The organism is Klebsiella sp. K5-306 (genome assembly GCF_051835185.1).
In the GTDB taxonomy this organism is placed as follows: Bacteria; Pseudomonadota; Gammaproteobacteria; order Enterobacterales; family Enterobacteriaceae; genus Klebsiella; species Klebsiella oxytoca.
In genome coordinates this window covers 44959-66508 of sequence record NZ_JAIFJY010000004.1, presented here as the reverse complement: position 1 = coordinate 66508, position 21550 = coordinate 44959, and the positions used below count along the sequence as shown (strand labels likewise).

Genomic DNA, 21550 nt, shown 5'->3' with positions numbered 1-21550 from the left:
CGCGATGAAACGTCTGATGTTGATCGGCCCCAGCCAGTGCGGCAAAACCTCGCTGACCCAGGGCCTGCGCGGCGAAGCGCTCCATTATAAGAAAACCCAGGCGATTGAATGGTCGCCGATGGCCATCGACACGCCGGGCGAATATCTGGAGAACCGCTGCCTTTATAGCGCTCTGTTGACCAGCGCCTGCGAGGCCGACGTTATCGCTCTGGTGCTGAACGCCGACGCCCAGTGGTCGCCGTTTTCTCCGGGTTTTACCGCTCCGATGAACCGCCCGACGATTGGTCTGGTCACTAAAGCCGACCTTGCCGATGCGCAGCGGATATCGCTAATCGGCGAGTGGCTCAGGCAGGCTGGCGCCCAGCAGATTTTTATCACCAGCGCGCTGAATAATCTGGGTCTTGATGCCGTGCTGGATTTTCTGAATTCGAAGGAACCTTTATGTCTTACAAAATAATGGCCATTAATGCCGGCAGCTCATCGTTAAAATTCCAGCTGCTGGAGATGCCTCAGGGCGATATGCTCTGCCAGGGATTGATCGAGCGTATCGGCATGGCAAACGCCCAGGTGACCCTTAAAACGCCGGCGCAAAAATGGCAGGAAACGGCGCCCGTAGCCGATCACCGTGAAGCCGTCACCCTGCTGCTGGAAAAGCTCCTCGACCATCGGATTATCCAGAGTTTGCAGGATATCGATGGCGTCGGCCACCGCGTGGCGCACGGCGGGGAGCGCTTTAAAGATTCGACGCCGGTGACCGATGAGACCTTAGCGGAAATCGAGCGCCTGGCGGAGCTGGCCCCGCTGCATAATCCGGTCAACGCGCTGGGCATTAAAGTTTTCCGCCAGTTGCTGCCCGACGCGCCGTCGGTGGCGGTGTTTGATACCGCTTTTCACCAGACGCTGGACGAGCGCGCGTTTATCTATCCGCTGCCCTGGCGCTACTACAGCGAGTTGGGCATTCGCCGTTACGGCTTCCACGGCACCAGCCACAAGTACGTTAGCGCGACGCTGGCGGAAAAGCTGGGCGTACCGTTGAGCGCTCTGCGCGTGGTGTGCTGCCATCTCGGCAACGGCAGCAGCGTTTGCGCAATCAAAGGCGGGCGCTCGGTTAACACGTCAATGGGCTTTACGCCGCAGTCCGGCGTGATGATGGGCACCCGCAGCGGCGATATCGATCCGTCGATTCTACCGTGGCTGGCGCTGCATGAGGGAAAAACGCCGGAGCAGCTTAATCAGCTGCTGAATAACGAGTCCGGCCTGCTGGGGGTTTCCGGCATCTCGCACGATTATCGCGATGTCGAGCAGGCGGCGGACAGCGGTAATCGTCAGGCAGCCCTGGCGCTCTCGCTGTTTGCCGAGCGCATTCGCGCCACCATCGGCAGTTATATTATGCAGATGGGCGGCCTGGACGCGCTGATCTTTACCGGCGGCATCGGCGAAAACTCCGCCCGCGCCAGGAGCGCCATCTGCCATAACCTGAATTTCCTCGGGCTCTCGGTCGATGAAGAGAAAAACCAGCACAACGCTACCTTTATTCAGGCCGAAAATGCGATGGTCAAAGTGGCGGTCATCAATACCAATGAAGAGCTGATGATTGCCCGCGATGTGATGCGCCTGGCGCTTCCCGAAGCGCAGACATTAACCGTTTCAGCCTGAGCTCGCCGCCAGGCAAATTGCGGTGAATCATGGAAATAGCGGGATCGGCATGACACTATGCGCTTAAAATTCTGAAAACTTTACCCTAAATAATTCAAGTTACAGGACAAAGCACTTGTGCTTTGAACAGCGCTTGCGCTGGCCCCGTAGGGGCGAGGCCGCAGGCCGAGTAACGCGGCAAACGAGTGAGTCCCCAGGAGCTTACATAAGTAAGTGACTGGGGTGAATGAGAGCAGCCAACGCCCCTGTAGCTTGAAGTATAACGGGTAAAAAGGTGAATACGTGGCCGTAGCACAATGCCCCGCCTCCTGTGGGGAACTCATCCAGGGCTGGATCCTCGGCAGCGAGAAGCTGGTCTCCTGCCCCGTTGACTGGTACAGCACCGTCGAGGTGGACTACGGTTCGCCTCGGGCGGATGAACGTCCGCTGGCGCGGGCGATGGTCGACCAGTTGCTGAGCTACTGGCGTTATCCGCCGGCGCTGAGCAAGGAGATTCGGATCGATATCTGTTCCACGATTCCAGTCGCCAAAGGTATGGCCAGCAGCACCGCGGACATCGCCGCGACGGCGGTAGCCGCCGCGCATCATCTCGGCCATCCGCTGGATGAACCCACCCTCGCCCGGCTCTGCGTCTCCCTGGAGCCCACCGACAGCACTCTGTTTCGTCAGCTCACCCTGTTCGACCATAACACCGCCGCCACGCAGATTGCCTGTGACAGCCAGCCTCAGCTCGATCTGCTGGTGCTGGAAAGCCCCGCCACGCTGCTGACCACCGATTACCACCGACTTCCCCGGCTTGAAAAGCTGCACGCCCACTCCGCGTCTCTGCAGCTAGCCTGGGAGAAAGTTCAGCTAGCCTGCGAGACGGATAATCCCCGGCGGATGGGAGAGGCCGCGACGCTTAGCGCCGTCGCCAGCCAGCATCTGTTACCAAAGCCGGGGTTTGATACGCTGCGGGGGTTGGTGGAAGAGTGCGATTTATACGGTATTAACGTGGCGCACAGCGGCAGCGTGGTCGGCCTGATGCTCGACCGTCAACGTCACGACATTGAGTATTTACAGCGACGGCTGGAAGAGACGCGACTTAGCGAGCTCTGGCCCAGGCAGCACCTGCTGCGCATGGTGCAGGGCGGCGTCGAACTGCGCTAACGCTGCCGCAGCTATGCCCCGGAGGCGGCGCTACGCGCCTGTCCGGGCTACCGGACCACAGACGGCTGTAAACCCGTAGCCCTGCTAAGCGCAGCGCGAGCCGGGAAGAAGCCGCACCTATGCATTAATCCCGGCGCATTCCCCGGAGGCGGCGCTGCGCGCCTTATCCGGGCTACCGGACCGCAGACGACTATGAACCCGTAGCCCGGTCATACAGCAGCGCCACCGGGAAGAACCGCAGACGAACAATAGCGGCAGGCATCTACTCGTTAAATACCCGCCTGAAGGCCGTCAGCAGTCGGGTATTTTCCTGCTGGCTGCGGATCGCGACGCGAAAGTAGCGCCCGTCGAGCCCTGGATAATTGGCACAGCTGCGGATCAGGATGTGCTGCTGCAGCATCGCGTATTGCAGATCCAGATCCGCAACGTCGCAGCGCAGAAACAGATAGTTTGCCTGTCCGGGATAGACCGTCAGGCCGGGAATATGGCGCAGTTGATGATAAAAGCGCTGCCCTTCCTCCGCCAGCCACTGCCAGGTTTTCTGCTGGTAGGCGCTATCCTGGAGAATGATCTCCCCCGCCAGGGCGGCAAAAGCATTTATCGACCACGGCATCTGGCGCTCGCGCATTCTTGCCACCGCCCGCGCATCGCCATTGACCAGATACCCCAGGCGCAGGCCGGGTATGGCATAAAATTTGGTGAGCGAACGCAGCACCCACACGTGCGGATTGTGGGCCAGAAGCGGAATAAATCCCGGCTCATCGGGGATAAAATCGATAAACGCCTCATCGAGGATCAGGGCGATGTCCAGCGACTGACAGCGTTCAGCAATCAGCGCCAGCAGTCGACGATCGGGCAGCAGGCCGGTTGGATTGTTCGGCGTGCAGAGAAATAAGCAGTCCAGATCCGGCGTCAGGGCGTCAAGAATCGCTCCGGTGAGCTGCCAGCCATCCTCCTCGCGCAGCAGAAATTCCCGCACCGCGCACTCCACCGACTGCAGCGCCCGGCGATATTCGGCAAAACCCGGAGTGACGATCATCGCCTGGCGCGGTTTCAGCCCCTGAACCAGGGTAAAAATCGCTTCAGTTTCGCCGTTTCCTGCAAGGATCGACGACGCAGGAATATGATGATGTTCCGCCAGCGCAAGGTGCAGCTGCTGATACTCAACGTCGGGATAGCGTTCAGCGCAGTCCATATTGTTGAGGATTGCGCGCTTTAAACTTTCCGGCATCCCCAGCGGGTTGATGTTGGCGCTAAAATCCAGCAGCTGCTCCGCAGAGATGCCCATAAGCGCGGCGGCCTCGCGAATATTGCCGCCGTGCGCGCTCTTTAATAGAGCCATTTCACTTTCCTGTTGCGTTATCCTCGCCTTGCCAGCGTCGCGCCGTCGGCGAAGTAGGCTTTAATCCCTGCCAGAATCGACTCTGCAACCTGCTGCTGGAATTTCGCCGTTTTCAGTTTACGCTCTTCTTCGATGTTGCTGATAAACGCGGTTTCCACCAGGATCGATGGAATATCCGGCGCTTTCAGCACCGCGAAGCCCGCCTGCTCAACCTGATTCTTGTGCAGGTTATTAATATTTCCCATCTTTTCCAGCACCGCCTTGCCAAACTTCAGGCTGTCGGCAATGGTCAACGACTGCACCATGTCGAACATCGTGTGGTCGACGTAGCGATCGCCGCTTTTGCTGACGCCGCCGATCAGATCCGAGGCGTTCTGGGTCTGAGCCAGATATTTAGCCGCAGTACTGGTAGCCCCTTTGGTTGACAGGGCAAATACCGACGAGCCGCTCGGCTGACGGCTTGTAAACGCATCGGCGTGAATAGAGACAAACAGGTCGGCGCGCTGCTTCTGCGCTTTGGCGACGCGAACCTTCAGCGGGATAAAGACATCCTCGTTGCGGGTCATATAGACCTTCATGTTGCCCTCTTTCTCGATCAGCGCGCGCAGCCGTCGGGCTATCTGCAGCACCACGTCTTTCTCGCGGGTGCGGTATTTACCCACGGCGCCGGAATCCTCGCCGCCGTGTCCGGGATCGAGCATGATAACGATAGGCCGATCGCGCCCGGCTTTACCCGGTTTCGGCCCGCTCTCCGCAGGCGGAACCTGCCGCTGCAGATCGCCTTTATTGTAATCCTCGAGCAGCGCCAGCAGCGGATCCTGCACGTCGGTCGCGTTGGAAGGGTAGAGATCCATGACCAGACGCTCTTTAAAACCGGCGACCGGAGCGAGCGCGAACAGCTGCGGTTTTACGTTCTGTTTCAGCTCGAACACCATGCGTACGGTTTGCGGGTCGAATTGTCCCACGCGGGCGGACTGAATATAGGGATCGTCGCTGCGAATCTGGTTACCCATGCCTTTAAGGACGGAGTTGAGGTTAACGCCTTCCAGATCCACAACCACACGTTCAGGATTACTGAGCGCAAACTGCCGATATTTCAGGATATGGTTGGACTCCACGGTGACGCGCGTGTAGGTCGATGATGGCCAGACGCGTACGGCAACCACCTGCGCCGCGGCAGCCAACCCAACCGGACTCACACTCATTAACCACATGGCGCCCGCCCCCTGTAAAAATCGGCGGCGGCTTAATCCTGACTTGTATCCCGACATGCCACTCCCAAGCAGTAAGAAATCATTCGTATTTAAAACAAACAGATTGACCAGAAACTTTAACGAAAGGCGCATAACCTGTCATCTATAAAAGGGTAAACAATCTTTGACACCCTGATTTGGCTCACACTGTTTTCTCGGTTGCGCGAGAAATTGGGGCTTGCGTTTGCCGGCAAAACAGAATAAAAATACATAAATTACGAATAATCATGCATTGAGGTTGTGTCATGGTGAAGGAACGTCGCACCGAACTGGTAGAGGGATTCCGCCATTCTGTCCCCTATATTAACGCCCATAGAGGTAAAACGTTTGTCATCATGCTGGGCGGGGAAGCCATCGAGCATGATAATTTCTCTAGCATAGTCAACGACATTGGCCTGCTTCACAGCCTGGGAATTCGTCTGGTAGTGGTCTATGGCGCCCGTCCACAGATCGACGCCAACCTGGCGGAGCACCGTCACGAACCGGTCTATCACAAACAAACCCGAGTGACTGACGCCAAAACGCTCGAGCTGGTTAAGCAGGCGGCGGGTATGCTGCAGCTGGAAATTACCGCTCGCCTGTCGATGAGCCTCAACAACACCCCGCTGCAGGGCGCCCACATCAACGTGGTCAGCGGCAATTTCATTATCGCGCAGCCGTTAGGCGTGGATGACGGCGTGGATTACTGCCATAGCGGGCGCATTCGGCGCATCGATGAAGAAGCCATTCACCGTCAGTTGGATAACGGCGCGATTGTGCTGATGGGCCCGGTTGCGGTGTCGGTCACCGGCGAAAGCTTTAACCTGACCTCCGAAGAGATTGCAACCCAGCTGGCGATTAAGCTCAAAGCCGAAAAGATGATTGGCTTCTGCTCGTCACAGGGGGTGTACAACCAGGATGGCGAGATCGTCCCCGAGCTATTCCCTAACGAAGCCCAGGCGCGGGTTGAAGAGATGGAAGCGGACGAAGACTACAGCTCCGGTACCGTGCGCTTCCTGCGCGGCGCGGTAAAAGCCTGCCGCAGCGGCGTGCGCCGCTGCCACCTGATTAGCTATCAGGAAAACGGCACTCTGCTGCAGGAGCTGTTCTCACGCGACGGTATCGGCACTCAGATAGTGATGGAGAGCGCCGAGCAGATCCGCCGCGCCACCATTAACGACATCGGCGGCATCCTTGAGCTGATAAGCCCGCTGGAGCAGCAGGGCATTCTGGTCAGGCGTTCTCGCGAACAGCTGGAGATGGAAATCGATAAGTTCACCATTATTCAGCGCGACAACACCACCATCGCCTGCGCCGCGCTCTATCCTTTCCCGGAAGAGAAGATCGGCGAAATGGCCTGCGTGGCGGTGCATCCGGACTACCGCAGCTCATCGCGCGGCGAAGTGCTGCTCGAACGAATTGCCGCGCAGGCGAAGCAAATGGGCCTCAGCAAACTGTTTGTTCTGACAACCCGCAGCATTCACTGGTTCCAGGAGCGCGGATTTACGCCGGTAGACGTTGACCTGCTGCCGGAGAGCAAAAAAGAGATGTACAACTACCAGCGCCGCTCCAAGGTGTTGATGGCAGACCTGGCCTGATTATCTCCCCGGAAAGCGCATGGCTGACCGGGGAAAACATCACTGAGCGGAAAAAATATCCGCCAGGCCGCTGCGTCGTTCGGTACGCGCGACAACCGCCTGGGTCAGTACCTGCTCATCGGCATAGATCGACAGCTGCCGTTTCGCGCGAGTTATAGCGGTATAAACCAGCTCGCGGGTCACCAGCGGCACGCTGCGCGAAGGCAGGATCAGCGCCGCGTGATCGAACTCCGACCCCTGCGATTTATGCACCGTCATCGCCCAGGCGGTATCATGCTCCGGCAGACGATTTGGCTGTACCGACTTGATGCTGCCATCAGGCATCGGGAACCAGACGCGCAGGCCATCACCTCTTTCCAGCGCGATACCGATATCGCCGTTAAACAGCCCCAGCGCGCTGTCGTTGCGCGAGATCATCACCGGCCGACCTTCATACCAGCGCGAATGGCGCGGTAACGTAATCGCCCGCTTGCGGTTGAGCATCTGCTCCAGCTGTTCATTAACTCCGCTGACGCCATACGGACCCTCGCGCAGCGCGCACAGCAGCTGGAATTCGCCAAAAGCGGCGATCATCTCTTCGGGCTCTGCCCGAGCGCGCAGCAGCTGCAGGAAGCGGCCGTAGCCCGCCTGCGCCTGATTCAGCATCGCTTCATACTCTTCGGTGGCGCTCAGCGGATACAGAGCGATATCGTCAAATGACTGGCGCAGCGTTGCGCGTACCGCGCTGCGATCGCCGCTGTTCACCGCCCAGGCCAGCTGGCCGATACCGGAATGGCGACCGAAACGGTAGCTTTTCTGCAGCAGGCACAGGCTATCGCGGAGCGAACCGGCCATATTACCCTCGCCTGCCGGAACCGGCTGGCCGGTTAACCGGGCGAGCTGCGTCGCCCGCTCCGGGGTATAGCCTGCATTAACCCACGCGCAGATATCGCCGAGCACGGCCCCGGCCTCGACCGAAGCCAGCTGATCGCGGTCGCCAAGGAAAATCACCCTTCCGTGCTCAGGCAGCGCATCGATCAGGCGCGACATCATCGGCAGATCAATCATTGAGGCTTCATCGACCACCAGCACATCAAGATGCAGCGGGTTTCCGCTGTGATAGCGCATCCGCTGGCTTCCCGGCTGCGCGCCCAGCAGGCGATGGAGGGTACTGGCTTCGGTGGGCACCAGCGCCTTTTGTTCGTCGGTGAGAGGAAGACGGCGCAGCGCAGCGCCAAGGGACTCGGTCAGGCGCGCCGCGGCTTTACCGGTCGGCGCAGCCAGGCGAATACGGCAGCGCGGGCTGGAGAAGGTCTGGATCAGCGCGGCCAGGAGTTTAGCGACGGTCGTGGTTTTACCTGTGCCCGGTCCGCCGGAAATTACCGAAATCCGCCGGGTCAGGGCGACAGCAGCCGCCACTTTTTGCCAGTCAGTTTCCTCTGCGGGCGGAAACAGCGCGTCGAGCGTCGCTGCCAGCCGGACTTCATCCACCTCCAGCACCTGATTGGCTTCATTGAAAAAGCGCGCGACGGTTAATTCGTTGCGCCACATGCGGTTAAGGTAAAGCCGATCGCCGCAGAGAATCATCGGCGCTGGCCGCTCTCCGCAGCTGACGGCCTCGGAATCATTGAGCAGCGGCAGCCAGCCGTCCGGCGCGCCGGTCAGTTCAAGGATTTGCTCGCTCAGGCCACCTGCTTTAGCCTTCAACAGTTCATCATCGACAAGACGCGAAATCGGCAGGCAGACGTGCCCTTCACCAGCATCGCGACTGAGGATCGCCGCGACCAGCTTCACCGCCGGATGCGCTTCTTGCGCCACCATTAGCGCAAACTGAACGTCCAGCGGGCGCAGCAGTCGCTGCTCAACCGCCTGTAGCAATAGTTCATCCAGGTTCATAGCGCCACCTCCTGAGTTTCTCCAGCAAACAGCGCATCAAGGCCGTCAATCAGCGGTCGCGCCGGACGGGTGGTAAAAATACCCTGCCCGCCGTCCTGTCCATCCATACCGCGTAAAAAGAGATAAATGACGCCGCCAAAGTGGCGTTCGTAATCATAATCGGCAATACGGTGGCGCAAATAACGGTGCAGCGCCAGGCTGTAGAGCTGATACTGCAAATCGTAACGATGGGTACGCATAGCCTGCATCATCGCTTCCTGGGTATAGGCCTCGCGATCTTTCCCCAGCCAGTTGGATTTGTAATCCAGCAGGTAATAGCGGCCGTTATGGCGAAATACCAGGTCAATAAAGCCTTTCAGCATACCGCGCACCTGGCGGAAATCGAGCATGGGGGTATCGACGGAGAGCGGATCGTACTGACGAATCAGCGCATCCAGGCGCAGCGGATCCAGAGGCTGCTCGATGGGCAGATAAAAAGCCATCTCCACCTGTTTATCACGCTCGCTAAGCTGATTCAGCGCGATCTCCGCGCCAGGGAGACGGGTACGCAGCACGCCGTCGAGCCATTCGGTCAGTACTGGGGCCCATTTCTCCTCGAAGCCGCTAAGCTGGAGCTTTTCCGCCATCCAGTCGGCGGGGACCGGCTGGGTGAAATCAATATCTTCAAACAGGCTGTGCAGAAACGTGCCTGGCGATGCTCCGCGCGGGAAGTGGTGCGGCGTAAGCTGCGGTTCTTCCGCCACATCGCCGACGCCTGCGGCATCGATATCCAGACGCGGTAAAAGGTCCTGCGCCGCGCTGTGTCCGTTTTGCTGCAGGCCGGAGTAGCTGGTGACGCGCCAGTCATCGCTCACCGAACGCTCAAGCAGACGCGCGGAGAGCGGCGGCAGCGCCGACTGTGGAGCCTGCCAGGGCGTCTGCGTCGTCGTCGCGGGGAGCTGCAGGGCGATATCCCCGCTGCAAAACGCCTGCAGTCGCGCCGTTAGCCCTGCGGCGTCCATCGCTTCTCCGCCCTGCAGCAGCCGCCCCAGCGCGCTGTGGTGAAAATCGCTGGCGCCGGGCTTGTCGCTGCGGCGGGGGCTAAGCGGCGCAACGCCCAGGCTGCAGTGCCAGACCGCCCGGGTCAGCGCAACGTACAGCAGACGTAAGTCTTCGGCCAGACGTTCGGCCTCAGCCAGCTCCATGCTGCCCTCATCCTGGCCCAGATCGAGCACGGCGGCAAAGGAGGTTCTGTCGTGATAAAACGCCTGATCCTGTTTGCGAAAACGCGCGATAAACGGCAGCCAGACCAGCGGATACTCCAGCCCTTTCGATTTATGGATGGTGACGATCTGCACCAGATGCTTGTCGCTTTCCAGGCGCATCTGCTGGCTGGAGGCGTTGCTATCCGGCTCGGCGATATGCTGCGCCAGCCAGCGCACCAGCGCATGTTCGCTCTCCAGCTGGTTCGCCGCCTCCTGAAGCAACTCGCTGATATGCAGGATATCGGTCAGGCGCCGCTCGCCGCCGTTGGTCGCCAGCAGGTTTTCTGCAATGCGCCGCGCGGTCATCAGCGCGCGCAGCATCGGCATAACGCCGCGCTGCCGCCAGACTTGCCGGTAGCTGCTAAACTCTTCTACCAGCTCATCCCACGCCCGTTCGTTCTGATTGAGGTTTTCGATATCCTGCGCGTTAAGACCGAACATTGAGGTCGCCAGCGCGCTGCGCAGGGTATTCTCGCGCTCGGGGGCCAGCACCGCCTGCAGCAGCCACAGCAGCTCCTGCGCCTCCGGCGTTTCAAACACGCTATCGCGGTTGGAGAGATAGACGGAAGGAATCGACAGCAGCTGGAGGGCATCGCGAATTAACGACGCCTCCTGACGATTGCGCACCAGCACCGTGATGTCTGAAGCCCGCACGGGTTCAGCTTTTTCACCGCGCCACAGCAGCGCCTTGCCCTGCTGGCCCGCGCTTAGCCAGTCACGAATTTGCGCCGCGCACAGCTGGGCCATAAACGTCTGGTAATCCCCTGCGCCCACGGCCTCGCCCGGCATCAGCCAGATATTCATCGCCGGAACCGCCGTATCATCAACGGTAAAGCGCAGCCCCTGATTTTTCTCGGCCGATTTCACCGGCAGGAACGGGATTTCGCGAAACATAAAAGGGTTATCGCTGAGGCTAAACAGGCGATTGACGCTGTCAACCATCCCCGGGGCGGAGCGCCAGTTGGTATCGAGCGTATAGTGAGCGGTGACGTCTCCACGCGCTTTCATGTAGGTAAAGATATCCGCGCCGCGGAAGGCGTAAATAGCCTGTTTAGGGTCGCCAATCAGCAGCAGCGCGGTATCCGCCTGGCGCCGCCAGATGCGGCGAAAGATTCGGTACTGCTGCGGGTCGGTATCCTGAAACTCATCGATCATCGCCACCGGGAAGCGCTGACGAATCGCGCTGGCCAGCGCTTCTCCGCTCTCTCCGCGCAGGGCGTCATCCAGGCGGCTAAGCATATCGTCAAATCCCAGCTCGCCGCGGCGGCGTTTTTCCCGCGCGACCGCCTCGCGGATTTCAACCATCGCCCTGGCGATCACCAGATCGGTCAGGGTTAACGGTGTCGCCAGCAGCGCTTCTATCGCGCTGAACAGCGGGTGTACCGGCGGTGCGCCGTCCGCTTTGGTGCGCTCAAGCAAGAAGGGCTGAGAGAACTTTTCCAGCGCATCCGGCAGCTGGTAGCTCAAAGTCTCTTCCTGGGCCCAGGCGGTCACTTTTTCCAGCCATTTGGCCTGATTGCCGCGATTGAACTTGCGCCGGTCGAGACCGGAGGTTTCCAGTACCGTCTCAATCTCGCTCACCTGTTCCAGCCACTGCTGTTTGACCGCGTTAATGCGTTCAATAATTTGCTGATGGCGTTCGGCCAGCGTTTCTTCAGCAGGGGGCGGAGATTTTAGCTGCGGCGCCTCTCCTTGCAGCCAGCGGTCGATGGATTTCAACAGGTCGCGCGGCCCTTTCCACGCCTCGTGGATAACCGCAGCAATTTCGCGCGGCAGCGGGTAGCAGTGGCGACGCCAGAAGTCGGCGCAGGCCTGATAGCGCAGGCGGGATTCATCTTCAATCAGCTGCAGTTCGAACAGCATGCCGGACTCAAAGGCGTTAAGGCTCAGCATCCGCTGGCAGAACCCGTGAATGGTAAATACCGCTGCTTCATCCATCTGGCGTTCGGCCAGCAGCAGCGTTTGCGCCGCCTGGGCTTTATCGTCAATTTCCGCCAGCAGCCCGGCATAAAGAGGATTGTCGGTGCTTTCGCGCAGGCAGGCGATCCGCAGCTCGTGGATATTGCTGCGGATACGTCCGCGCAGCTCTTCGGTCGCCGCTTCGGTAAAGGTCACCACCAGCAGCTCTTCCACGCTGATCTGCCGGGGGAAAGCGGATTCACCACCCAGCCCCAGCAACAGCCGCAGATAGAGCGCGGCGATGGTAAACGTTTTTCCGGTGCCCGCAGAGGCTTCTATCAGGCGCTCGCCCGTCAGGGGCAAGCGCAGTGGGTCAAGAGACTCGGCGGTGTCGGTCATTCATTCTCTCGCATCAGGGGTAAGGATTTCTGCAACGCGCTGACGTTCTCCCAGACTTTGCCATCCTGCGGATGCGCGTATTCCGCCTTGCCATTCTGGCTACCGGAAACCTGGGAGAGAATTGCCATGCCCTGCGGATCCACCACCGTCTGATGGAAGAAGTCGGCAAGCTTTTGCGGCGTCAGCAGTTTAATCTGAGCCACTACTTTATCACGTGAATCGAAGCGCATATTACCGCGATCGAAATCTTTGCTCAGCTTCGATGCTTCATCGCCCAGCGTTTGCGGCGCCTCCAGCATCTGACTGATGACCGTCTGCTGAATCTGCGCAAACTCTTCCGGCTTCATCGCCCGCAGTTTGGCTTCCGCCGTGGGGAAGAAGGCCTGGAAGCGCTGCCAGAGGAAAGCCGGCTGCTTATCGTTGCTTTGCAGCAGGAAGCCCATTCCCCACTGGCGGCCCACGTTCATCGAGAAGGCGAAGACCGCGTATCCCAGCTGCTCTTCCGTACGCAGCTGGTTGTAGAACCACGGCTGGACGATCTGCCCGAGAAGCGAGCTGGCAGCTGAGCTGGCGTATTCGTCCAGGTTCGGCGGCGCGAAGACAGCGGCAAGGGCGGAGTCGGTGCTGTTACCCGCTTTCTCAAAAATCGCCAGCTGCTTGCGATCAACCAGTACGTCTTTGTTGCGGCACCATTCGTTGCCGTCCGCCCCCAGCTGTTTTTGGATCTGGCGGGCCATCGCCGTTGACCGTTCGGCGGTAAGGTTACCGATGACCAGCAGCTCCGGTCGCCCTTTCGCCTTGAGGTTATCGCGATACTCCAGCACCTCTTTCAGCGTAATCGACGGCAGCAGCGCCCGGCGATCTTCACGCTGAAAGTACGGCACCTGTGAAACCATCTGAATCGGCATGATCGCCTGATCGTAGGCTTTGCCTTTGTCCGCCGAATCCATCATCTGCGCGTACCAGGATTTGGCCTGCTCCAGCTGCTCTTCGGTTGGCGTATAGCTAAAGTAACCGTCCAGCAGGGCGTTAAACAGCTCTGGCAGATGCTGCGTATAGCCGTTGGCGTTAACCATCAGCCCGTTATTTGCACCGGTAGAGAAGCTGATGCCCCCAACCGCAGCCTGGTTGCTGAGCTGATCGAGCGCGATACCCGCCAGATAATCATTGAGGGCAAACATCACCTGACGGCGGGCGCTGTCCATCGCCTGCGGGTTACGCAGCACCAGCGATATATCCGCTTTTGGTTCGCTGGCGAAGTACTGACTCGGCGCGTAGATCACCCGCAGCGTCGGTTCATCGACAATCAGCTGCGGATGCGGGTAAGCCTTATCGCTTTTGATTAAGCTAAAATCGTCCGGAATATAGGGGTTCAGCACCGGCAGCTTGAGATCGATAGCGCTGGACTTCTGCTGCCAGTCGGCAAAAGTCTGCTCGCTAATTTTATCCACCTGATAGGGCGCATTAACGAAGTAGGCGGTCTTGTTATGCGGCTCTTTCGGGCTGATGTACCAGATACGGGCATTTTGCGGCGTCATCATCGCCAGACGGTCTTTGATCGCCTGCGGATCGTAGCGATCGGCGATGTTAACTACGTCCAGGGTATGTTCGACCGGCACGCGGATCATGGTGTCCGCCAGCCATTCGACGTAATCCATATTGCGGTTGATGGACGGGTAGCGGAAGTCGAGCGCCAGCACGTGGGCCAGTTCATCAAAATAGCGTTTATCAATTCCCTGGCTACGCAGCAGATTGAGGTAGCTGAAGATGGCCGCGGTCACTTCATCGCGGTGCGCCAGGCCTTTGTCCGTCAGAGTAGCAGAAATAGCCAGCACCCCGCTGTTGCCGTTGACAACCGGGTCGGAGTCCGCGCGAATACCCTCAGCCAGCCCCTGCTTTTGCAGCCAATCAGAGAGCGTACCGGGGCTGCGATTACCGATCATATAGGTCACCAGCTCGTCGGTTTTGCTGCGGAACTGGTCGCTATTGTTATCAATGCGGAACTCCACGCGCAGGACTTTACGCGGCATCGCCGGGACATAGTGAATGATGATGCCCTTCTGCGCATCGGTCACCACCGGGACGGTTATTTCCGGTTTGTTGATATCGTGGTTCGGCACGCGACCGTAGGTGGCCGCCGCGATACTTGCCAGCTCCGGCAGAGGCTTGTTGCTGTAGATCACCGCCTTCATCAGGTTGGCGGAATACCAGCTATCGCGAAAGGCGTGCAGGGCATCAAGCACCGGCTTGCCGGGCTTGTCGCTCAGCGTTTCAAGGTTACCGCCGGAAAACTGCGAGCCGGGGTGCGCCGGGTTAATGGTTTCTGCGCTGACCTGCGCCATCCGCATCCCGTCGCGGCTGCGCGCCATCGTCAGCTCGGCGTTGACCGCATTACGCTCGCGGTCGGCATATTTTTTATCCAGCAGCGGAGCGGCGATGGCGTCGGCCAGGCGATCGACCGCGCCGTCCAGAGCATCGTTTTCTACTTCAAGATAGAAGGCAGTGCGGTACGGAGCGGTACTGGCGTTATGGCTGCCGCCGTGCATTTTGAGATATTCGGCGAGGCTATCCGGCTGCGGGTACTTTTTCGACCCCATCAGCGTCATATGCTCCAGGAAGTGGGCCAGTCCCTGATGCTCAGCGGGGTCCTGCAGCGACCCCACGGGAACGACCAGCGCCGACAGCGATTTTACCGCCTGGGGATCGGAAACCAGCAATACCACCATGCCGTTATCGAGGCGGATCGCCTGATATTGACGGGTATCTTTGTCGCTTTTACGGATGGTTTCCTGAATCGGTTGCCATCCGGTGTCTGCCTGACTTAACGGCGCCCAGAGGGCGGCCAGTAAAACAATAACCTTGAACCATAAACTGCGGGGCATTCACGGACCTCATCATTAACAAACCTGGCGCTGCACGCTATGCAGCCTTTATAAAACATCAGTCCGTGATTGGTTGCGCATCATAAATGAAGTGCCATCTATTGCGCAATTTTTATACTATTACAATGTTATTCGGACTGATGAAAACGAAACACCGGTAGCAAATAACGCTGCGTTTGCGTAAGGATCTCTTCATAGTATTCCGGCTCCAGGGTGCGCCACAGGCGCTGATACCAGACGTCGGCACCTTCGCCTCTGACCACCATGTTCCCTTCATAAGCCTGAAGAAATTTACTGCGCGCTTTTTGCTGCGTCTCTTCGTCCATTAACATGACATTCTTTTCGGCGTCATAACAGACTTTTAGCCATGCGCCGCCGCTTTCCGGCAGCAACAGCAGCGGTTTTGACATTCCCTGCAGGTAACCGTCAACGAGCTCATTCAGGTATTCCTGGGCCTGTTCCTGCGCCAGCGGGGGAAAGCGCCACTCGCCTTCTTTGCGCACAAACAGCCGACTTTCGCCGCGACCGCCGCTAGCACAATAGACAAGATGCTCCAGCCAAAGTTGCATTCCCTGCGCCACGCTTAATAACGATGGCCGCCAGCGCAGCAAACCGTCGGATTGTACCTGCTGTAGCCAGCCAGTAATGTTGACTCCGTTACATTGCAGATCGATTTCCATGCTCTGCCCCGGTTGACGGCAGGCTATCACCCGCTCTGCCAGGTTCTGCATCTCCTGACGCTGCGTTTCCCAGGCCAGTTCGCCGAATGCGCCATAGGGTAGCTCCCCGGCGGCACGAAAACGGCGATACATTGCCGAGGCGTCCTGCTGTTCAATCAGCGTATTAAGCAACTGCTGGTTCAGCTGATAGCGACTCAGCCCTTCGAGGGTAAAAGGTTCATCGTCAGGGATCTCGCTCTCTTCCGAGCGGAAATTCACCCGCAGCCGCTGCTGAAAGAAGGCGCGTACCGGATGCTGCCAGAAGCGCAGCAGCTGTTCCAGAGGCAGGTGATCGAGTTCAGGGACCGGTAGCGGCTGGATAAACTCACCGTGGGCTTCCCCCTGCTGGCTGGCAGCCGCCAGCCATTCCCGGGCATAGCTTTGATCTTCGTTCGCCAGAAAATTCGCGGCATCAAAAGGCATGCGGGTATGCAGATGAGTAATATGTTCTTTAACGCGACGCTCGCTGGCATCGCAATCCAGATCTTCGTCTCCTTCCAGGCAGTGGCTCTGACCGATATAGTCCGCCAGCTCCTGAACCAGAACCGAGGGATAGCGTTCGCTGTTATCCTGAATAGAACGGCCGATATAGCTGATATAGAGTTTCTGCTCGGCGGACATCAGGGCTTCAAGGAACAGATAGCGGTCGTCATCGCGACGGCTACGGTCGCCGCGCTGCGGCTTCTGACTCATCAGGTCAAAGCCCAGCGGCGCAAGCGTGCGCGGATAAACACCGTCGTTCATCCCCAGCAGGCAGACCACCTTGAAAGGAATCGAACGCATCGGCATCAGGGTGCAAATATTAACCGGCCCGGCGAGAAAGCGCTGGCTGATACGCTGCTGATCGAGGCGCAGGGACAGCTCATCGCGCAGCAAGGAGAGCGGTACCGTTTCGCCATACTGGGCGTCGACGCCGCCGTCAATCACCGCCTGCCACTGCTGTTCTATCAGCGCGAGGGCGGCTTCCGTTTCGCTATCCGGGAGGAAAAAGTCGTTCAGCAGATCGCGGCATACCGGTAGCCACTCGGCCAGTGGCCGCTCCTGGGCCAGCCCGCGACGCCAGAGATTAAGCTGCATCAGCAGCGATGCCAGGTTGCCCACCAGCTCGGCAATCAGCCCGCTCGACTCATCATAAGGCAGCACCGAGCGCCACTCACCCTCGCTGCTGTCCATGGCATAGCCCAATAACATGCGCGTCAGGCCAAAGCGCCAGGTATGCTGGCCGGTTGCCGGGAGGTCGAGTTCACGCACGTTGTCATCATCCATCCCCCAGCGTACGCCGGATTCGTTCACCCACTGTCGCAGGTAGCGCAGCCCCTCTTCGTCAATGTTAAAGCGCGCCGCCAGCACCGGCACGTCAAGCAGCGCCAGCACATCTTCGCTGGCAAAGCGGCTATCGGGCAGCGAAAGGAGCGTGAGAAAGGCCTGCAGTGCCGGATGCGATTCACGGGCGCGTCGATCGGAAATCGCCCACGGCAGCCAGCGTTCGCCGCTGGCGCTGCCGAAAACCGCCTGAATATACGGGCTATAGCTATCGATATCCGCCACCATGACGATAATATCGCGCGGCGTGAGCTCGGGATTCTCTTCGAGCATCGCCAGCAGCCGATCGTGCAGCACCTCAACTTCTCGCTGTGGGCTATGACAAACATGAATCGTCAGGCTGCGATCGTCCGCTGCCAATGGCCGCTTGCTGCCGCTATTGGCAAACTCTTCGGCGCTGCGCCCGGCCACGGCTTCATTGCGCAGTTCGAGAATGTCCGCCTGAAGATTATGCAGCAGGTTATCCGGCACAATATCGACAAAAGCGTCCAGCTCTTCATAGCGTTCAAGACCCGCCAGCAGGTAGATATAGTCGCGCCCCAGCTTACCCCAGGAGGCCAGTAGCGGGTTGCCGACATCCTGCTCACCGGCGTCGTTGAACAGCCCCGGCGCCTGTTCCGCATCGCGGAACAGTGGCAGCTCTCGCGCCGTTTCGCGGTGGTGGCGCCGCTGGCGGGACAGCAGTTTGGCCAGAAATGCCGGATCTTTGATGTCGCCCCAATAGTAGCGGCACGGGTTAGTGAAGAGGACATATACATCAACATGTTTACCCAGCGCCTGGAGCGCCTGCAGATACACCGGCGGCAGCGCCGATATTCCGCAAATAAAGACCCGCGATGGCAGCCCGGCGGGCGGCTGTTCGGCGTCTTCAAGCGCGCTGATAAAACGTTGGTACAAGTTGGCGCGATGCCACAGCGGCTGGCCCAGCTCAGCGGTATATTCCACCAGCGCTTTCCACAGCGGCGCCTGCCACTCCTGCGCCTCTCCCAGACCGTCAACGCGCTGGTCAGCCTCCCAGCGCATCAGCCACTCCGGGCGATAAACCAGATACTGGTCGTAGAGATCCGCCACTCTGGCGGCCAGCTGAAACAGTTTACGCTTGTCGCTATCATCATGCAGGTAGTGGCGCAGTAGCGTAAAAGATTCATCATTAAGCCGCTCTGGTAACAGAGTCATAAGTTTCCAGCTCATGCTTTGCTTGCTGAACGCGCTTTCTCCGGGAATATCTTTCAGCACCCGCACGAACATGTCCCAGATAAAACTGGCGGGTAGCGGGAACTCAATGTTGGCCGCAATCCCGAAGCGCTTCGCCAGCGTCATCTGCAGCCACTGCGCCATCCCGGTACTCTGTACCAGCACCATTTCCGGCATAAAAGGGTCATCCAGCCGCTGGCGCTCGACGATAAACTCCATCAAGGCTTCAAGCACATCCAGACGGTTTGAGTGGTACACCCTTAACATATTCGCTCCTGGCTACTGACTGACCGGGCAATGGAGCCGGGTCATCTGCGCCCGCCTGGCTGCGGGCATCGTGATCGTTACCGTGATGCTGACACATCTTTGCATCGATGTCTGCATACGGGATATCTGGTGGCCCCCGGCAATCGCCGGAGGGCTAAGCTGACCAAATCGCCACGCATCGCGCCACAGCTGACGGTACTGGGTGAGCTGCATAGAACTGCTGGCCAGCCCGCGCTGATAGCCCGCCAACGCAGTGACGGTGACGATCAGCAAGACTAAAGCCAGGAGCGTTTCCGGCAGGCTAAACCCTCTCTGCCGGCTCAGGGCATCTGGCATAGGCTCGTCTCCTTTAACGGGCAAAAATCGCTCCAGCCGTGTGGTGAAAAATGGACGCGGTTTTGTTCCACAGCGCCCGACTGCCACAGCAGCATTCTGCCACCGCCGCTGCTGCCAATGAGCAATACCGAGGCGTCGCTAAAGATCCTCAGACAGGCGCGCCAGTCGAGTGCAGCCTTCTGCTGGCAGCTAACCGCCTCTTGCAACGGCCAGGTCAGCGTTTTTCCCCACTGCAGCGCGGAATGCGCATCAGCAGCGTCGCGAAGCGCCCGCGTTTCGCTGGCCGTCTGCGCTAACAGCGAACGCTGCTGCTGGTGCAGCCCCTGGAGTAACAGTGTGCCAAGCGCTAAAAGCAGTAGCACCATCAGCAGCGAAGAGAGCCCGCGCTGGCGATTCACAGGTTATACCCCGTTACGCCATATTCCGCTCGCGCGCGGATTTGCGGGTCGGCAACGGAATGCGCCGCCAGCGTTATCGACAACTCAGGCGAAAAATCCGTCTTATTCTGCCGGGTAACCTGAAAAACGGTGACCTGAATCGCCGCTGGATTGGTCATTTTCTCCCAGCCCTTGCCGCTACACTCCTCCGCCCCTCTCAGGGTTTCCAGCGCCCCGTCGCGCAGGCGAAATCCGGTAGTATCAGATTCTGATGACGGAGAGCGATTCCAGACGCCATCGCTGTTGCCATCCCAACGAACAAGCAGGCAATCGCCGCTCTCTGCGATATACAGCGGTTGCCCGCTACAGCGGCCACGGCAATAACCTGCGCGCTGCAGATGCTTCGCTACAGTGTAGATTCGCTGCCATAGTTCATTTTCCAGCGCCTGCTGCCGGGTCTGGCGAAGCGCGGCCCACTGCAGCGCCGGGAGAAAACGCGCGCTGCCGAGCAATAGCACGGAGCTAATAGCCATCGCGATCAGCGTTTCCGGCAGCGAAAAACCGCGACGTTTTACAGACATGATGCCGTCTCCTCGCCGCGGCACAGGCGGATTCGCCCCCAGTTGGAAACGATAATATTCCAGCCGCCCGCCGCGCTTTGCAGGCGGATATGTCCCGCCCAGGCGGTATTTCGCAGGCCGTAAAATCCTAGCCCCGGCGTCATCGCGCTGAGCGAAACCTCCGGCCATAGCGGCTGCAGCGTGAAAGCGTTGCTGACGCTACAGTCGTTCGTCGCTCCGCTGACGCTCAGGCACCAGCCCTCCGCGCTTCGGTCGACGCTTAATACCCTGTCGCGGTTGTGCCAGTTGGCGTCATCGCGTAGCAGCACCAGATAATCGCGAACCTGGCAGGCGGTTTGCCACAGACGCTGCTGCTGTTGCCAGCTCTGCCAGCCATAAAGTCCGCTGGCGCCAAGAATGACGACGACGACCATGGTGACCAGGGTTTCAATCAGGGTATAGCCATGTTCTCTGTTCATGGCCCGAGTATGCGTAGCATTGAGGCTTTATACGAACGGGAAAATGGCGCTTTGCGTCGCGCCTCGGAGAGTATTCAAGGCGTTGCAACGGATTACAAAAGTACAGGAAATCTGCTCGCAAAAAATCCGTACGACCAGCGGCTTACAGCCGCGGCTCGGCCGGGCTGGCGCATAAAAAAACCGGCGCTCGCAGGCGCCGGTTTTCATCATGACTTCGGGGTTAAATCGCGACCGGCGCTTTAATCCCCGGATGCGGATCGTACCCTTCGATTTCGAAGTCTTCAAAGCGGTAGTCGAAAATCGACGCTGGCTTGCGTTTGATCACCAGCTTCGGCAGCGCCCGCGGTTCGCGGCTTAGCTGCAGGTGCGTCTGCTCCATGTGGTTGCTGTACAGGTGCGTGTCGCCGCCGGTCCAGACAAAATCGCCCACTTCGAGGTCGCACTGCTGGGCTACCATATGCACCAGCAGCGCGTAGCTGGCGATATTGAACGGCAGGCCGAGGAACACGTCGCAAGAGCGCTGATAGAGCTGGCAGGAGAGCTTGCCGTCGGCGACATAGAACTGGAAGAACGCATGGCACGGCGCCAGCGCCATTTTGTTCAGTTCGCCGACGTTCCAGGCCGAGACGATAATCCGACGAGAGTCCGGATCGTTTTTCAGCTGTTCCATCACCGTGCTAATCTGGTCGATGTGACGGCCGTCCGGCGCGGGCCAGGAACGCCACTGCTTGCCATAAACCGGACCCAGGTCGCCGTTTTCATCCGCCCATTCATCCCAGATAGTGACGTTGTTTTCGTGCAGATACGCGACGTTGGTGTCACCCTTCAGGAACCACAGCAGTTCATGGATGATGGAGCGTAAATGACAGCGCTTGGTCGTCACCAACGGGAATCCTTCCTGCAGGTTAAAACGCATCTGGTGGCCGAAAATAGAGACGGTGCCGGTACCGGTGCGGTCATTTTTTTGCGTGCCCTTGTCGAGCACTTTCTGCATCAAATCAAGATACTGTTTCATGGTT

15 protein-coding genes are annotated in these 21550 nt (G+C 59.0%); 4 read left to right on the top strand and 11 right to left on the bottom strand.

The annotated features are described in order from the left end of the window. The first annotated feature begins 4 nt into the window (after positions 1-4). The 3 genes from pduV to K2184_RS07905 all read left to right on the top strand — a co-directional run bounded on the left by pduV (position 5) and on the right by K2184_RS07905 (position 2805). Entirely contained in the window at positions 5-457 is a 453-nt protein-coding gene (pduV, locus tag K2184_RS07915; RefSeq protein WP_004105216.1) for a propanediol utilization protein PduV, read from the top strand. Continuing rightward, entirely contained in the window at positions 442-1656 is a 1215-nt protein-coding gene (locus tag K2184_RS07910) for an acetate/propionate family kinase (RefSeq protein WP_004105218.1), read from the top strand. Before pduV ends, K2184_RS07910 begins: the two co-directional genes overlap by 16 nt. A 282-nt stretch (positions 1657-1938) precedes the next feature. Continuing rightward, a complete protein-coding gene (locus K2184_RS07905; protein WP_004105221.1) occupies positions 1939-2805 on the top strand; it encodes a GHMP family kinase ATP-binding protein in 867 nt (288 codons plus the stop codon). Positions 2806-3067: 262 nt separating this feature from the next. Here the strand turns inward: K2184_RS07905 and cobD are convergent, their stop codons facing one another. Continuing rightward, positions 3068-4147 (bottom strand): threonine-phosphate decarboxylase CobD, encoded by a 1080-nt coding sequence (cobD, locus tag K2184_RS07900; RefSeq protein ID WP_004105223.1) that lies wholly within the window; start codon positions 4145-4147, stop codon positions 3068-3070. A 17-nt stretch (positions 4148-4164) separates the two neighbouring features. Then, positions 4165-5418, bottom strand: coding sequence for an N-acetylmuramoyl-L-alanine amidase AmiC (gene amiC / locus K2184_RS07895; RefSeq protein WP_024274647.1), 1254 nt, complete (start codon positions 5416-5418; stop codon positions 4165-4167). Positions 5419-5645: 227 nt separating this feature from the next. Between amiC and argA the strand changes: the two genes are divergently transcribed. Continuing rightward, positions 5646-6977, top strand: a complete 1332-nt coding sequence (gene argA, locus K2184_RS07890; protein WP_004105227.1) for an amino-acid N-acetyltransferase — start codon at positions 5646-5648, stop codon at positions 6975-6977. A gap of 39 nt (positions 6978-7016) precedes the next feature. On the opposite strand, the gene recD is transcribed toward argA, so the two are convergent. The 9 genes from recD to thyA form a co-directional block, all read right to left on the bottom strand. After that, positions 7017-8852, bottom strand: coding sequence for an exodeoxyribonuclease V subunit alpha (gene recD / locus K2184_RS07885; RefSeq protein ID WP_163525634.1), 1836 nt, complete (start codon positions 8850-8852; stop codon positions 7017-7019). Beyond that, positions 8849-12394: an exodeoxyribonuclease V subunit beta gene (gene recB, locus K2184_RS07880; RefSeq protein WP_196552844.1), complete on the bottom strand. Its 3546-nt coding sequence runs from the start codon at positions 12392-12394 to the stop codon at positions 8849-8851. The genes recD and recB overlap by 4 nt, the downstream gene beginning before the upstream one ends. Continuing rightward, on the bottom strand, positions 12391-15276 hold the full coding sequence (gene ptrA, locus K2184_RS07875) for a pitrilysin (RefSeq protein ID WP_053064397.1): 2886 nt from the start codon (positions 15274-15276) through the stop codon (positions 12391-12393). The genes recB and ptrA overlap by 4 nt, the downstream gene beginning before the upstream one ends. A gap of 128 nt (positions 15277-15404) precedes the next feature. Next, complete coding sequence (gene recC / locus K2184_RS07870) at positions 15405-18779, bottom strand: exodeoxyribonuclease V subunit gamma (protein ID WP_004105236.1); 3375 nt, start codon at positions 18777-18779, stop codon at positions 15405-15407. A 12-nt stretch (positions 18780-18791) separates the two neighbouring features. Next, positions 18792-19115 (bottom strand): prepilin-type N-terminal cleavage/methylation domain-containing protein, encoded by a 324-nt coding sequence (locus tag K2184_RS07865; protein WP_004105238.1) that lies wholly within the window; start codon positions 19113-19115, stop codon positions 18792-18794. Then, a complete protein-coding gene (locus K2184_RS07860; RefSeq protein ID WP_004105239.1) occupies positions 19100-19513 on the bottom strand; it encodes a DUF2509 family protein in 414 nt (137 codons plus the stop codon). Before K2184_RS07860 ends, K2184_RS07865 begins: the two co-directional genes overlap by 16 nt. Further along, positions 19510-20073 (bottom strand): prepilin peptidase-dependent protein, encoded by a 564-nt coding sequence (locus tag K2184_RS07855; protein ID WP_004105241.1) that lies wholly within the window; start codon positions 20071-20073, stop codon positions 19510-19512. Before K2184_RS07855 ends, K2184_RS07860 begins: the two co-directional genes overlap by 4 nt. Then, positions 20064-20531 carry a prepilin peptidase-dependent protein gene (locus K2184_RS07850; RefSeq protein WP_016809903.1) on the bottom strand — a complete coding sequence of 156 codons (468 nt, stop codon included), beginning with the start codon at positions 20529-20531 and terminating at the stop codon, positions 20064-20066. Before K2184_RS07850 ends, K2184_RS07855 begins: the two co-directional genes overlap by 10 nt. Before the next feature lie 220 nt (positions 20532-20751). Further along, entirely contained in the window at positions 20752-21546 is a 795-nt protein-coding gene (gene thyA / locus K2184_RS07845; RefSeq protein WP_163525635.1) for a thymidylate synthase, read from the bottom strand. Positions 21547-21550: the final 4 nt, after the last annotated feature.